The organism is Streptomyces sp. NBC_01707 (assembly GCF_041438805.1).
Lineage (GTDB): Bacteria > Actinomycetota > Actinomycetes > Streptomycetales > Streptomycetaceae > Streptomyces.
In genome coordinates, this window is record NZ_CP109190.1 from 5,267,498 (window position 1) to 5,281,718 (window position 14,221).

13 protein-coding genes, 1 tRNA gene and 1 pseudogene are annotated in these 14,221 nt (G+C 68.3%); 7 read left to right on the forward strand and 8 right to left on the reverse strand.

Annotation, left to right across the window (positions count from 1 at the left end):
• The first annotated feature begins 154 nt into the window (after positions 1-154).
• The 6 genes and pseudogenes from OG963_RS23665 (at position 155) to OG963_RS23690 (ending at position 5,063) form a co-directional block, all read left to right on the forward strand.
• Positions 155-1,129, forward strand: coding sequence for an ABC transporter ATP-binding protein (locus tag OG963_RS23665; protein WP_030929939.1), 975 nt, complete (start codon positions 155-157; stop codon positions 1,127-1,129).
• Positions 1,119-2,027, forward strand: a complete 909-nt coding sequence (locus OG963_RS23670) for an ABC transporter permease (RefSeq protein ID WP_030929936.1) — start codon at positions 1,119-1,121, stop codon at positions 2,025-2,027. Before OG963_RS23665 ends, OG963_RS23670 begins: the two co-directional genes overlap by 11 nt.
• Positions 2,024-2,935 (forward strand): ABC transporter ATP-binding protein, encoded by a 912-nt coding sequence (locus OG963_RS23675; protein ID WP_030929934.1) that lies wholly within the window; start codon positions 2,024-2,026, stop codon positions 2,933-2,935. The genes OG963_RS23670 and OG963_RS23675 overlap by 4 nt, the downstream gene beginning before the upstream one ends.
• Positions 2,936-2,965: 30 nt before the next feature.
• Positions 2,966-3,685, forward strand: a complete 720-nt coding sequence (locus tag OG963_RS23680) for an ABC transporter permease (RefSeq protein WP_030929931.1) — start codon at positions 2,966-2,968, stop codon at positions 3,683-3,685.
• Between the two features lie 304 nt (positions 3,686-3,989).
• A pseudogene (locus tag OG963_RS23685) lies at positions 3,990-4,703 on the forward strand (hypothetical protein).
• Positions 4,704-4,976: 273 nt separating this feature from the next.
• A tRNA-Ser gene (locus OG963_RS23690) sits at positions 4,977-5,063 on the forward strand.
• A 74-nt stretch (positions 5,064-5,137) separates the two neighbouring features.
• Here the strand turns inward: OG963_RS23690 and OG963_RS23695 are convergent.
• From OG963_RS23695 to OG963_RS23730, 8 genes are all read right to left on the reverse strand, one after another.
• Positions 5,138-5,935 (reverse strand): HAD family hydrolase, encoded by a 798-nt coding sequence (locus OG963_RS23695; protein WP_030929926.1) that lies wholly within the window; start codon positions 5,933-5,935, stop codon positions 5,138-5,140.
• Positions 5,932-7,209 (reverse strand): serine--tRNA ligase, encoded by a 1,278-nt coding sequence (gene serS / locus OG963_RS23700; RefSeq protein WP_030929924.1) that lies wholly within the window; start codon positions 7,207-7,209, stop codon positions 5,932-5,934. Before serS ends, OG963_RS23695 begins: the two co-directional genes overlap by 4 nt.
• 658 nt (positions 7,210-7,867) lie before the next feature.
• Positions 7,868-8,803, reverse strand: coding sequence for a prephenate dehydratase (pheA, locus tag OG963_RS23705; protein ID WP_093773907.1), 936 nt, complete (start codon positions 8,801-8,803; stop codon positions 7,868-7,870).
• A 27-nt stretch (positions 8,804-8,830) separates the two neighbouring features.
• Entirely contained in the window at positions 8,831-10,192 is a 1,362-nt protein-coding gene (gene efeB, locus OG963_RS23710; RefSeq protein WP_093773909.1) for an iron uptake transporter deferrochelatase/peroxidase subunit, read from the reverse strand.
• A 23-nt stretch (positions 10,193-10,215) separates the two neighbouring features.
• On the reverse strand, positions 10,216-12,156 hold the full coding sequence (locus OG963_RS23715; RefSeq protein WP_093930965.1) for a copper resistance CopC/CopD family protein: 1,941 nt from the start codon (positions 12,154-12,156) through the stop codon (positions 10,216-10,218).
• Between the two features lie 14 nt (positions 12,157-12,170).
• Positions 12,171-12,620, reverse strand: a complete 450-nt coding sequence (locus OG963_RS23720; RefSeq protein ID WP_371799415.1) for a copper chaperone PCu(A)C — start codon at positions 12,618-12,620, stop codon at positions 12,171-12,173.
• Positions 12,617-13,267, reverse strand: coding sequence for an SCO family protein (locus OG963_RS23725; RefSeq protein ID WP_093930964.1), 651 nt, complete (start codon positions 13,265-13,267; stop codon positions 12,617-12,619). The genes OG963_RS23720 and OG963_RS23725 overlap by 4 nt, the downstream gene beginning before the upstream one ends.
• A gap of 46 nt (positions 13,268-13,313) precedes the next feature.
• The gene (locus tag OG963_RS23730; RefSeq protein ID WP_093773915.1) at positions 13,314-14,060 is read right to left on the reverse strand and encodes a YcnI family protein; all 747 of its coding nucleotides are present in this window, start codon (positions 14,058-14,060) and stop codon (positions 13,314-13,316) included.
• On the opposite strand from OG963_RS23730, the gene OG963_RS23735 reads away from it, so the two are divergent.
• On the forward strand, positions 14,059-14,199 hold the full coding sequence (locus tag OG963_RS23735; protein ID WP_176902186.1) for a hypothetical protein: 141 nt from the start codon (positions 14,059-14,061) through the stop codon (positions 14,197-14,199). The two genes, OG963_RS23730 and OG963_RS23735, sit on opposite strands and share 2 nt — an antisense overlap.
• The last annotated feature ends 22 nt before the right edge of the window (positions 14,200-14,221 follow it).

The window sequence follows — 14,221 nt, forward strand, 5'->3', positions numbered from 1 at the left end:
CCGTCCTCCTCCGTGAGGTCCCCCTACGGGTCCGTACGACTGGAGTCTGATGCGGATCCAACCGCCTGGTCTGACGACCGATGTGGCCCGCGCCACTACCTTCGAGTACGTGACTGTGATCGCAACCGAAAGCCTGAGCAAGCGGTTCCCCCGGGTGACCGCCCTTGACCGGCTCTCCCTGGACATCGGGCCCGGTGTAACCGGCCTGGTGGGTGCCAATGGAGCCGGCAAGTCCACACTGATCAAGATCCTGCTGGGTCTGTCCCCCGCCACCGAAGGCCGGGCCGCGGTGCTCGGGCTGGACGTCGCCACCAGTGGCGCCGCCATCCGGGAACGGGTCGGCTACATGCCCGAGCACGACTGCCTGCCGCCGGACGTCTCGGCCACCGAGTTCGTCGTCCACATGGCGCGGATGTCCGGCCTGCCGCCGACGGCGGCGCGCGAGCGCACCGCCGACACCCTGCGCCATGTGGGGCTGTACGAGGAGCGCTACCGCCCCATCGGTGGCTACTCGACCGGTATGAAGCAGCGTGTGAAGCTGGCTCAGGCGCTGGTCCACGACCCGCAACTGGTCCTCCTCGACGAGCCGACCAACGGACTGGACCCGGTCGGGCGGGACGAGATGCTCGGCCTGATCCGCCGCATCCACACCGACTTCGGCATCTCGGTCCTGGTGACCTCGCACCTCCTGGGCGAGCTGGAGCGTACCTGTGACCATGTCGTCGTCATCGACGGCGGCGCGCTGCTGCGGTCCAGCTCCACCAGCGATTTCACCCAGACCACCACGACCCTCGCGGTCGAGGTCACCGACAGCGACACCCACCCGGACGGCACAGACGCGCTGCGCCGGGCGCTGACGGCGGCCGGGGTCAGGCTCGTGGGCCGCGACGGGATCGAGGCCGACAGTCTGCCCGGCGCCGGGCACATCCTGTTGATCGAGGCCACCGGCGAGGAGACGTACGACGTCGTCCGCGACAGCGTCGCCGGGCTCGGACTCGGACTCGTACGGATGGAACAGCGACGCCACCACATCGCCGAGGTCTTCCGTACCGAAGGCACCACAGAGGCAGCGGAGACAGCCCTGGCCGGCGCCGCACAGCAGAAGGGGAGCGGTCACGATGAGCACTGAGACCGGGGCCGTGACCGGGAACGAGACCTCCCGGATCCACAACATCGGGTACCGCTCCTACGACGGCCCGCGCCTGGGCCGCGCCTATGCCCGCCGCTCGCTCTACTCGCAGTCCCTGCGGGGCTCCTTCGGACTGGGTCGTTCAGTCAAGTCCAAGGTGCTGCCGATGCTGCTCTTCGGTGTGATGTGCCTGGTCGCCCTGATCATCGTGGCCGTCGCCATGGCCGCCCCCGACGCGACGAAACTCGCGATGAAGTACACGGACTTTGCGATCTATCTGCAGGCCGTCATCGGCCTGTTCATCGCTTCGCAGGCGCCGCAGTCCGTTTCCCGGGACCTCCGTTTCAAGAGTGTCCCCCTCTACTTCTCGCGGCCCATCGAGCGGGCCGACTATGTCGTCGCCAAGTACGCCGCCATGGCATCCGCCCTGTTCATCCTGACCGTGGCGCCGCTGCTGGTGATGTACGTGGGCGCCCTGCTGGCGAAGTTCGACTTCGCCGACCAGACCAAGTGGTTCGGGCAGGGAGTGGCGTCGGTGGCGCTGCTCTCCGTGCTCTTCGCCGGGCTCGGTCTGGTCGTCGCCGCACTGACACCGCGCCGCGGCTTCGGTGTCGCGGCGGTGATCGCCGTCCTGACCATCTCGTTCGGAGCGGTCTCCACGGTCCAGGCCATCGCCTGGGAGACGGGCTCGTCGGGCGCGGTGCAGTGGCTGGGGCTCTTCTCGCCCATCACGCTGATCGGCGGCGTCCAGACCGCGTTCCTCGATGCCACCTCCGCCTTCCCCGGAGGGGAAGGACCGGGCGCCGGGGCAGGTGTGGTGTATCTGATCGTTGTTCTCGCGCTTGTCGCCGGCTCGTACGCCGTACTGATGCGCCGCTACCGGAGGGTCGGGCTGTGACCACCATCGAGATCGACCACACCTCGCGCTGGTTCGGCAATGTGGTCGCCGTCAACGACGTCAGCATGACCGTGGGCCCCGGTGTGACCGGGCTGCTCGGCCCCAACGGGGCAGGGAAGTCCACGCTGATCAACATGATGGCGGGGTTCCTTGCTCCGTCGACGGGCAAGGTCACGCTCGACGGCGCACTGATCTGGCGCAACGAGGCGGTGTACCGGCAGATCGGCATCGTGCCGGAGCGGGAGGGGATGTACGACTTCCTCACCGGCCGCGAATTCGTCGTCGCCAATGCGGAACTGCACGGACTCGGTGATGCGGCGGCGCGCAAGGCGCTGGCCACGGTCGAGATGGAATACGCGCAGGACCGCAAGATCTCCACGTACAGCAAGGGCATGCGCCAGCGCGTGAAGATGGCGTCCGCGCTGGTCCACGAGCCGTCGGTGCTGCTCCTCGACGAGCCGTTCAACGGGATGGACCCGCGGCAGCGGATGCAGCTGATGGAACTGCTGCGGCGGATGGGCGCCGAAGGCCGTACGGTCCTGTTCTCCTCCCACATCCTCGAAGAGGTCGAGCAACTCGCCTCGCACATCGAGGTGATCGTGGCCGGACGGCATGCGGCGTCCGGTGACTTCCGGAAGATCCGCCGGCTGATGACGGACCGCCCGCACCGCTATCTCGTACGGTCCAGCGACGACCGCGCACTCGCTGCCGCGCTCATCGCCGACCCGTCGACGGCCGGGATCGAGGTCGACCTGGGCGAACAGGCCCTGCGCATCCAGGCGGTCGACTTCGGACGATTCACCACGCTGCTCCCGAAGGTCGCGCGTGAACACGGCATCCGTCTGCTGACCGTCTCACCGTCCGACGAGTCCCTCGAATCGGTCTTTTCCTATCTCGTAGCGGCCTGAGCAACGGCCTGAAAGGAGCTGTGAAGCGTCATGTACAACCCCACAGTCGCCCGGCTCACCTACCGGGCCCTGCTCGGCCGGCGCCGGGCCGCGATCCTCTTCGTCCTGCCCGCGCTGCTGATCGTCATCGCCGTGGCGGTACGGATGTTCGCCGGGGCCGATGACCAGGTCGCCGCCAATGTGCTGGGCGGTTTCGCCATCGCCACAATGGTGCCGTTGATCGGCGTGATCGCCGGTACGGGGGCCATCGGACCGGAGATCGACGACGGATCGATCGTCTATCTGCTGGCCAAGCCGGTGAAACGGCCGACGATCATCTTCACCAAGCTGATCGTGGCGATCGCAGTGACCATGGTCTTCTCCGCCCTGCCGACATTCGTCGCGGGCCTGATCCTCAATGGCAACGGCCAGCAGATCGCGGTGGCGTACACGATCGCGGCGCTGGTCGCCTCGATCGCGTACAGCGCGCTCTTCCTGCTGCTCGGCACGGTCAGCAGGCACGCAGTGGTCCTCGGTCTGGTCTACGCGCTGGTCTGGGAGGCCCTCTTCGGCAGCTTCGTACCCGGAGCGCGCACGCTCAGCGTGCAGCAGTGGTCGCTCGCGCTCGCGCAGAAGGTCGGCGGGGAAGGTGCGATCACCTCCGACGTCGGACTGCCGCTCGCGACAGTCCTGCTGGCGGCGGTCACGGTGCTCGCCACCTGGTACGCGGGCCAGAAGCTGCGCACGCTGAAGCTCGCCGGCGAGGAGTGAGCGGGAGCCCGTCGGATTCCCTTCGCATCTCGAAGGCGGCAACCCCCGTCCGGTGGGCGGGGGTTGCCGCATGAGCGGACAGTCGTACGCGTAACTGTCCGTTTATCGGCTCGTTGTTCAGGATGCGTGGAGGCAACCGGAATCCGTGGCGTCGTAGCGTTCGTGAAATAGGGGATTGCCGATGCCGGCGAGGGAACACCCGCCGGGCCGGTCATTGGGTGAGTGGCAACCGTGAGCGGCCTCCGCCTCTGAAGCCCGGGGACAGGGCTGCCCTGCGTCGGTTTCACCACCGGAAGGCATGTCCCTGCCCACGGAAGTCGCCCTGCTCGAATCGCGCGCACTGCGCGTCGAGCAGATGGGGCGCGTCGACGTTCGACAAAGTCAAAAGCCTTGTCATGCTCCCGGACGGAATTCACATCCGCACAGAGGGCGTGGCCCGCTACGTCGAAGTATCCACAACCGCCGTCAGAAGACTCACCGACCGGTATCAGGACGAGCTCACGGAGAACGGCATGCGGGTACTGCGGGGCCCTGAACTGCGCTCCTTCCATAGTGACATCCTGTCGCCATGGAAGGAGAAGGGGAGGGAAGGGCCAGAAAGTTATCCACAAGCAGCCACTCAGCTCCGGCTGCACACCCGCAGGACCGTGCTCAATGTCGCGATGCTTCTTCGCGACAGCGACATCGCCCGATGCGTCCGCACCTACCTGCTCGACGCCGAGCAGGACCTGCGTGCGGGGCACGCCTCGCTCGAACATCGCGTCACCCGGGTCGAGAGCTGCCTCGCCGGAGTCGGCATCGCTCTCCAGGAGCTCGGGCCGGTCCTTAACCGGTCCTCAACCGGATCTCGCACCGGCTCGACAGCCTCGACCGTCGGCTGGACGCCACGCACCAGGTCGTCGGCGCCATGAGCGTACGACTGGGCCACATGTCCGAGGACATCGTCCGCATCGATGGCCGGATGGATGATCTCGCCTGCAACCTGAAGGATCTGAGCCGCCGCAACAGGCAGCGTTGATCCGACTGCTGATCGCGGACCTTCGGTGCCACCCGGAAAAAATGGGTGGCATCGAAAGTCCGCCCCAGGCACAGTTGTCGGTGCGGCACAGGCCGACAGGAATTCCACAGACCGGGAGAGGAGCGCGACGATGACCGAGAGTCCGAGTCCGTCGAGTTCCCATCGGGGCAGCCCGGAGCAGGCGCCGGAGTAACCATCACCTCACTCCGCCGAGCCGCTCGCAGCGGGAGGCCCGGGGCGGCCCTTCTGCGCACATCGCGCGGCCGCCCTCCCGGAGGATTGGCCGAGTGGTAAGGCAGCGGCTTGCTAAGCCGTCGTCGGGGCCTGGACCCCGCGCGCGTTCGATCCGCGCATCCTCCGCACAGTTGCGTCAGCCCAGCCGGAACGGCCAAGTCGTCCACGCACCCGTGCGTCTGTGCGACCGGCAAGGATCCCTAGAGCAGTTGTTCCAGCACCACTGCGATGCCGTCGTCCTCGTTCGACGCGGTGATCTCGTGTGCCACGGCCTTCAGGTCGTCGTGCGCGTTGGCCATCGCCACACTGTGCTGCGCCCAGGCGAACATCGGGATGTCGTTCGGCATGTCACCGAAGGCGAGCGTGTCCGCCGCCTTCACGCCCAGCCGGCGCGCTGCCAGCGAGAGCCCGGTCGCCTTGCTCAGCCCCAGCGGCAGGATCTCCACCACACCGGGTCCTGCCATGACCACGTCCACCAGGCTGCCGACGGCCCCGCGCGCGGCCTTCGCCAGAGCGTCGTCGTCGAGTGCCGGATGCTGGATGTAGACCTTGTTCAGCGGTGCGGACCACATCTCGGTCGCGTCCTCCACGAAGACGGCCGGAAGCGGTCCTTCCTGTACCCGGTAGCCGGGACCGACCAGCACCTCGCCGTCGAGTCCGTCGCGGCTCGCCGCCAGCGCCAGCGGGCCGACCTCCGCCTCGATCTTGGACAGCGCGAGACCGGCGAGCTGCCGGTCCAGAGTCAGCGAGGTCAGCAGCTTGTGCTCGCCCGCGTGGTAGACCTGCGCGCCCTGACCGCAGACCGCGATCCCGTTGTAGCCCAGGTCGTCCAGGATGTGGCGGGTCCACGGGACAGCCCGTCCGGTGACGATGATGTGCGCGGCACCGGCCGCTGTCACGGCGGCCAGTGCCTCGCGGGTGCGCTCGGAGACCGTGTCGTCGTTACGCAGCAGCGTGCCGTCGAGGTCGGTCGCAACGAGTTTGTAGGGGAAGGTCACTTGGCGACCGGCTCCAGAACCTCACGCCCGCCCAGGTACGGACGGAGCATCTCGGGCACCCGCACCGAACCGTCGGCCAGCTGGTGGTTCTCCAGGATCGCCACAATGGTGCGCGGTACGGCGCAGAGCGTGCCGTTCAGGGTGGAGAGCGGCTGAACCTTCTTGCCCTCGCGCATCCGGACGGAGAGGCGACGCGCCTGGAAACCGTCGCAGTTCGACGCGGACGTCAGCTCGCGGTACTTGCCCTGGGTGGGGATCCACGCCTCGCAGTCGAACTTCCGGGAGGCCGAGGACCCCAGGTCGCCGGTGGCCACATCGATCACCTGGAACGGCAGCTCAAGACCGGTGAGCCACTGCTTCTCCCAGTCGAGGAGACGCCGGTGCTCGGCCTCGGCGTCCGCCGGGTCGACGTACGAGAACATCTCGACCTTGTCGAACTGGTGAACCCGGAAGATGCCCCGGGTGTCCTTGCCGTACGTACCGGCCTCGCGGCGGAAGCACGGCGAAAAGCCGGCGTACCGCAGCGGCAGCTTGTCCGCGTCGATGATTTCGTCCATGTGGTACGCGGCGAGCGGGACCTCGGAGGTGCCGACCAGGTAGTAGTCGTCCTTCTCCAGGTGGTACACGTTCTCCGCGGCCTGGCCGAGGAATCCGGTGCCCTCCATGGCGCGCGGGCGAACAAGCGCCGGCGTCAGCATCGGGATGAACCCGGCCTCGGTGGCCTGCGCGATCGCAGCGTTGACGAGGGCGAGCTCCAGCAGCGCGCCGACACCCGTGAGGTAGTAGAAGCGCGAGCCGGAGACCTTGGCGCCGCGCTCCACGTCGATGGCGCCGAGTGCCTCGCCGAGCTCCAGGTGGTCCTTGGGCTCGAAGCCCTCGGCACCGAAGTCACGGATGGTGCCGTGCGTCTCGAGAACGACGAAGTCCTCCTCGCCGCCGACCGGCACGTCCTCGTGGACGATGTTGCCGAGCTGCAGCAGCAGGCTCTTGGCCTCCGCGTCCGCCTCGTCCTGTTCCGCGTCGGCGGCCTTGACGTCGGCCTTCAGCTGCTCGGCCTTCTTGAGCAGCTCGGTGCGCTCCTCGGGCGAAGCCTTGGGGATGAGCTTGCCGAGCGCTTTCTGCTCGGAGCGGAGTTCGTCGAAGCGGACACCGGACGACCTGCGCCGTTCGTCGGCGGAGAGAAGGGCGTCGACGAGCGCGACGTCCTCTCCACGGGCGCGCTGGGAGGCGCGAACACGGTCGGGGTCCTCACGGAGCAGGCGAAGGTCAATCACCTCTCCAGGCTACCGGTGTGCGCTTCCATAGCTCGAACCGATATTGCCGAGCGTGTCACTTTGCCCGAATTGTCGGAATTAGCAATGCTGGGGAACGCTCGACGGCCGTAGTCGATCTTGGCCGTCAAATAAAGAGCTCCTATTCCCCTAAATGGGGTATTAAGGGGCTTCCGTTCTTGACGCACCGACCTTGCGTGGGGCGGGAGTTGGAGGTCGCTTGTCCACAGGGGGCGGTGACCCTCCGAAGTTATCCACAGGCTGTGAAGAAGATCTGTGGACACAGGAAGAGATCATTCCGAAAGCCGCATGAAGGCTCATGGATTCCCTGTTCAAACTCGCTTCACACACTCATTCGGGTGGGAATTCCTCGTCCTAAAGAGTTGATCAATGGAATTGAGGTGACACAGGCCGACCTGCGGCTCTGTGGAGGGGTGTGGGGTGACTGGAGCGATTTGTCGACCATGTCGTATTGGGGTGTCGACTTGTCCCCAGGTCGAGAACCAGCCCTGTGGATAACTCTGTGGGTTGTGAAAATCAGGTGATAGCAGCGGTGGTGGGTGCACACCACCGCGGCACGAGGACCAACCACGACCCTCGACGCCGACCTTCGAACCCGACTCTCGGACCGACCGTCAATCGCGACCCTTGGCCCCGACAGTCAGGCCCGGCCGTCCTGATTCCGGGCCAGCCAGTCCGAGGCGTCCGTGAAGTCCGTGTCCGACGTCCCCGCGCGCAGCGGCCGCACGTCCTCCGGCGCCACTCCGGCCCGCGGATACGAACCGAGGAACCGCACCTTCGGGCAGATCCGCTTCAGACCCATCAACGCCTCGCCGACCCTGCGGTCCGCGATGTGCCCCTCGGCGTCCACTGCGAAGCAGTAGTTCCCGATGCCCGCACCCGTCGGCCGTGACTGGATCAGCATCAGGTTCACCCCCCGCACCATGAACTCCTGGAGGAGCTCGAGCAGCGCACCGGGGTGGTCGTCGCCCAGCCAGATGACCACCGACGTCTTGTCCGCACCGGTCGGCGCCGCCGGCCGGGCCGGACGGCCCACCAGGACGAAGCGGGTCTGCGCGTTCTCCGCGTCGTGGATCTCCGTCACCAGCGGTTCGAGACCGTATGTCGCCGCCGCGAACTCACCGGCGAAGGCGGCGTCGTACCGCCCCTCCTGCACCAGCCGTGCACCGTCCGCGTTGGACGCGGCCGACTCCCACAGGGCCTCCGGTAGATGGGCCGCCATCCAGTTGCGCACCTGTGGCTGCGCGGCCGGGTGCGCGGTGACCGTCTTGATGTCGGACAGCTTGGTGCCGGGCCGTACGAGCAGCGCGAAGGTGATGGAGAGCAGCACCTCGCGGTAGATCATCAGCGGTTCGCCGGTCGTCAGCTCGTCGAGGGTCGCGGTGATGCCGCCCTCGACGGAGTTCTCGATCGGTACGAGGGCTGCCGCGGCAGCTCCGCTGCGTACCGCGTCCAGAGCCGCCGGCACGGAGACCATCGGGACGAGTTCCCGGGTGGCGGCTTCCGGGAGCGTACGGAGGGCGACCTCGGTGAAGGTGCCTTCGGGACCGAGATAGGCGTAGCGCGTGGCGGACATACCGTCACCCTAATGCGCCGCGGTGGCTCACGACTCCAGCAGCCGCTGACCCACGTACTCCCCTTCCGCCGCGCCGCCCGGCACCGCGAACAGGCCGCTCGCCTCGTGCCGGACGAACGGCGACAGCGCGTCTCCCCGGTCGAGCTTGCGCTGTACCGGCACGAACCCCTTCAGCGGGTCCGCCTGCCAGCAGATGAACAGCAGCCCGGCGTCCGGAGTGCCGTCCGTCGCGATGCCGTCGTGGTACGAGAAGGGGCGCCGCAGCATCGCCGCGCCGCTGTTCCTCTCGGGGGAGGAGATCCGGGCGTGGGCGTTGTCCGGGATCAGCAGCTTGCCGTCGGGCCCCGCCTTGTCGAGGTCCATCTCGGTGGTCTCGGTGCCACCGCTCAACGGTGCACCGTCCGTCTTGCGCCGCCCTATGACCCGCTCCTGCCGGTCCAGCGGGAGCTTCTCCCAGTCGTCGAGCAGCATCCTGATCCGGCGCACGACTGCGTAGGAGCCACCGGCCAGCCAGCCGTATTTCGCGTCGTCGCCCTCCGCCGTGTGCGACGGGACGAAGATGCGACGGTCGAAGTCGCTCTCCGACGGTTTCGGGTTGCCGGTGCCGTCGATCTGGCCCATCAGGTTGCGGGCGGTCATCGGCTCGGCCGTGGCGCCGGGGGTGCGGTTGAAGCCGTTCATCTGCCAGCGCACCCTGGCCGCCGGGGTGGACTCCTTCTGGATGGCGCGCAATGCGTGGAAGGCGACGAGGGCGTCGTCGGCACCGATCTGCACCCAGAGATCGCCGCCCGAGCGCTTGGGGTCGAGCCGGTCGGAGGAGAACGGCGGCAGCGGGTCCAGCCCCGGCGGCCGATGGGCTACCAGGCCCGTGCGTTCGAAGAAGGTGTGCCCGAAGCCGAAGGTGACGGTCAGCGAGGACGGCCCGGCGTCCAGCGCGATCCCGGTGTCGTGTGTCGTGCCGTCCGCACTGCCGCCGGCGGTGGGTTCGCCGGCCATCAGCCGCTGGGCCACGGCGGACCATCGGCGCATCAGGGCGGCGGCTTCCTTCCGTCCCGCGCCGGGTGCCAGATCGAACGCGACGAGATGACCGCGCGCCTGAAGCGGAGTGGTGATCCCCGGTTGATGTTTCCCGTGAAACATGGCCCGGGCCGTGCCGATCGTCGTCAGCGCGGTCGGCTCGTCGGAGCGGGTCGCGGCGTAACCTGTCGCGCCGCCCGCCGCGCCCAGCACCAGTCCGGCCGCGCCGGCCGCGCCGACACCGCCGAGCAGCCGTCGCCGGGAGAGGTCCCCCGTGGCGGCTTCGGCTCCGGCGTCCGTGCCGGGCTTGCTGTTCGCGTTGCCCGTACCGCTCTTGTTGTTCGAGCCGCGCTTGCTGTTCGCGCTGCTCATGCTGGTTCCGCTCATGATCCCGCTCAGCCGATCTTCACGTTCTTGGCGATGGTGGTCTGATCGATGTCCGACGTACGCACGGTCACCGCCATCTTCCAGTTGCCCGCCATCGGGATCTGGACGCCGCTCGCCGTCCAGTGCCCCTCGGTGAGCCGGTCGGGGACGACGGGCAGCGGACCGATGTCCTTGGACGCGAGGGTGAAGGCGAGCTTCACCTCGGGGACGTCCATGGGCTGTCCGTCGGGGCCGTCGATCCAGATGTGGAGCCCGTTGGCGCCGGTACGACCGGGGTCGATGTCCATCCGGACCGTCCCCTTGCCGTTCCGGCCGCCGGTGTCGAACGGCAGGCTCACCGCGATGGGGCCCGCGGTCGTGGGCGCGGATGCAGCCGTCGAGGTGCGGGCCGCTTCCTCCTCGGTCCGTCCCGGCTCGGTCGAGGTCAGCACGGTCGTCACGGCCAACAGCACCACCGCGACACCGACTTCCGCCAGCACCGAGCGGCGGAGCCCGGACCGATCGGGGTCGGCGTCGCGTATCCGCTTCTTCGTGGCGGTCGCCACGGCGGCCTTCTGCCGGGCGAGTTGGGCGGCCCGTGCGGGATTCCCGGGCACAGTCACCGGCTCGGTCTCCACCGCGGTCGTGGCGTCAGCGGTGCCGGCGCCCGCGCCCTGCGCCTCTGTCGTGTCCGCGGCCAGGCGAGCCGTCCACCGCCGCGAGATCCAGGCGACCCCGACCAGGAGGGCGACGAGCCCCACCTTCACGAGCAGCAGTTGCCCGTACCGGGTACCGGTCAGCGCGGACCAGGAGCCGACCTGCCGCCAGGACTGATAGAGCCCGGTCGCGGTGAGCACCAGTACGCTGCCGAACGCGATACGGGAGAAGCGGTGTACCGCCGTGACTTCGATGTCCGGCGTCCGGTACAGCGCGACCAGCAGCGCGGCCAGGCCGCCCAGCCAGGTGGCGACGGCCAGCAGGTGCAGTACGTCGACGGGCATCGCGATGCCGGGCTGGATGCCGGTCGAGGCGTGTTCGGCCAGCGCCCATGTCCCGGCGATCCCGGCGGCGATGACCGCGCCGCCGATGGCCAGCCCGAAGGTCAGGTCCTTCTTCTCCCGCTCGTCCTCACGCTTCGCGTACGCCCCGAACAGCACGGCGATGAAGAGCGCGGAGGCGCCGAGCAGCAGCAGTCGGGAGACCAGCGCGGCCCCCGGCTTGGTGTCGAGCACGGCTTTCAGGCCGTCCAGGTCGAAGATGTCCGCGAGCTTTCCGGAGCCGGTGTACGGGTTGCGCAGCAGAAGCATGACCAGGGTGGCCGTGGTGAGCGTCATCCAGCCGCGTACGACCAGGTGCTGCAGCGGGCGGGCGCTCGCCCCGCGCTGCCAGCAGGCCAGTACGAAGGCGGCGCCACCGGCCAGCAGGATGAAGCCGGCGTATGCGGCGTAGCGTGCGATGCCGTAGAGCGTGCCGACCAGGCCGCCTCCGGCCTGGTCCGTCGGCACGGCGACGGTCGTCTTGGACGGGGCGCCGATGGAGAAGGTGAAGGCGCCGGAGACCGGGTGGCTGTCCGCGGAGACGGCCTGCCAGGCCACGGTGTACGTGCCGTCGGGCAGCCCCGCGTGCAGCGGGACGCCGTACTTCACGGTGGAGCCGGTGTGCAGATCGCGTGGTTCCGCACCGGTATCGGCGCGTTTGCCGCTCGGGTCCAGTACCCGGACGGATCCGTCACCCATGGCGACCTGTTCGGAGAAGGTGAGCGTGACCTCCTTGGGGGCGGTGGCGACCACCGCCCCGTCCTGTGGATCGCTCCCGGTGAGCGCGGCGTGCGCGGATGCCGGTCCGGCGCCGCCCAGCAGCAGGCCGAACACCGTGCCGACGAATACGGCGAGGAGTGCGGCAGCGGCGAGCGGTCGGCGCATCGGGGACATGGACGGGGTGGGCCCGAAGGGCGGGGCGGTGGCTGTCATGGAGTGTCAGTCCCTCACTGCTTCTTCGGGTTGTAGGTGGTCTCCTTCACGGGAAGGTCGACCTTTATGGGGTCGGCCTTCTCGAAGTGCAGCTCGACGGACACCTTCTCGCCCTGCCTGGGCCGCTGCTTCAGTTTCATGAACATGATGTGGTTGCCGCCGCGCTCCAGGTCCAGCGCGCCGCCCGCGGGCACCTCGAAGGACGTCACCATGCGCATCGTCTGGTTCGTCGTGCGGTGGATCGTGACGTCGTCGGAGAGCGGGCTGGTGACCGAAGTGAGCCGGTCGGAGCTGTCGCCGCTGTTCTGCACGACGAGGAAGCCGGCCGCCATGTCGTTGACGGGCTGTGGCATGAACGCACCGGTCACCTTCAGTTCGGGCTTGTCGCCCGAGGCCGAGCACCCCGCCAGCGTCAGCCCGGTGGTGAGGGCGACGACGCCGGCGAGGACGGTGCGGCGGTTCACGGGTTCTCCCCCTTGATGATCTTGGGGAGGTCCTTGGTGTAGTCGTCGGGCGTGGTGTCCTCGCTGTACAGCACGTACCCCTTGTCGGTCTTCGGGGAGAAAGCGATGACCTGCGACCCGTGCATCGAGACGACTGTGCCGTCCTTCTCCTTCTTCGGCGGGTCGATGCCGATGCCGATCTGGCGTGCGCCCGCCTGGATGGTCGGGAAGTCGCCGGTGAGACCGATGAAGGAGGCGTCCTGGGCTCTGAGCCAGCTGCCCAGCGAGGACGGGGTGTCCCGTTCGGGGTCGGTGGTGACGAAGACGACCTGGAGCTTGTCCTGGTCGGCCTTGGGCAGGGACTTCTTGGCGATGGCGATGTTGCTCATGATGAGCGGGCAGACGTCGGGGCAGTTGGTGTAGCCGAAGTAGATGAGCGTCGGCTTGCCCTTGGTCCGCTCGCGCAGGTCGTACTTCTTGCCATGGGTGTCGGTCAGGACGAGGTCGGGCTTGGTGAACGGCTGGTCGAGCAACGTCGCGGCCTGCGTCTTCGCCTGGGCGGAGACGTCCGCGAGGGGCTTGTCGGCGTCGTCGCTGCTGCCGCAGGCCGACAGGGTGAGAGCGGCCGCGGCGACGAACGCCGCGGCCAGCACCGTTTTCTTACGCATGGATTGCTGATTCCTGGTGGGTCGGTGATTCGGTGGGGCCGGAGGGTCAGGCGGTGCGTCGACGGCCGGCCAGGACGCCGAAGGCCACCCCGGCGGCGCCGATGAGGATGCCGACGATGCCGAGGACGCGGGCCGTGGTGTCACTGGAGGAGGACGACGCGGACGACGCCTCGGTGTGTTCGTCCTTCTTCTGGTCGGGGCCCGCCGCACCGGCCTTGTCGGCGGCGGCGCCGTGCTCGTCGGTGGTCGCGGCGGTCAGCTTGAGAACCGGTGCCGGGCTCTCGGGCTCCTCGGCGCCGTCCTTCTGCTCCTCGATCCAGCGGACGACGTCCTTGTTGTCGTACGTCTGGATGGCCTTGAACACCAGCTGGTCGGCGTCCTCGGGGAGCTGGCCGACGGAGAGCGGGAACTGCTGGAACTGGCCCGGGCGGATGCCGAGGTCGTTCTTGCTGCCCTCGGCGGACCAGGTGACCTTGGAGACCGCTTCGTCGATCTTGTTGCCGTGGATCTCGAGCGGCTTGGCGAGCTTGCTCTTGGTGACGACGATCTTCCAGCCGGGCACCGGCTGCGGCATCACGGAAGCGAGCGGGTGGTCGGTCGGGAAGTTGACCTCGAGCTTGGTCGTCGAGGAGTCGTCGCGCTCGTTCGGGACCTTGAAGTTGATCGTCGCGTAGCCGCCCTTGGCGGCCTCGCCCTGCGGCTGCACGCTGACGTGCGCGGATGCCGTACCGGCAAGGATCAGCACGGTGGACGCGGCGACGCCGCCGACGAGGGCGATGCGGGAAACGTTCATGGCAGGAATCACTCCACTGAAGCACGAAGAGAGGTGGTCCGAAGCGCGGATGCGCGACGGCATCGCGACACCTCTTCCTCACGTGCGGCGTGCCTGCACCGAGCTCGGCGGCCACCGCATGGCGGGCGCCGAGCGGTGACTGCGGTCGAGTCGTGCGTGCA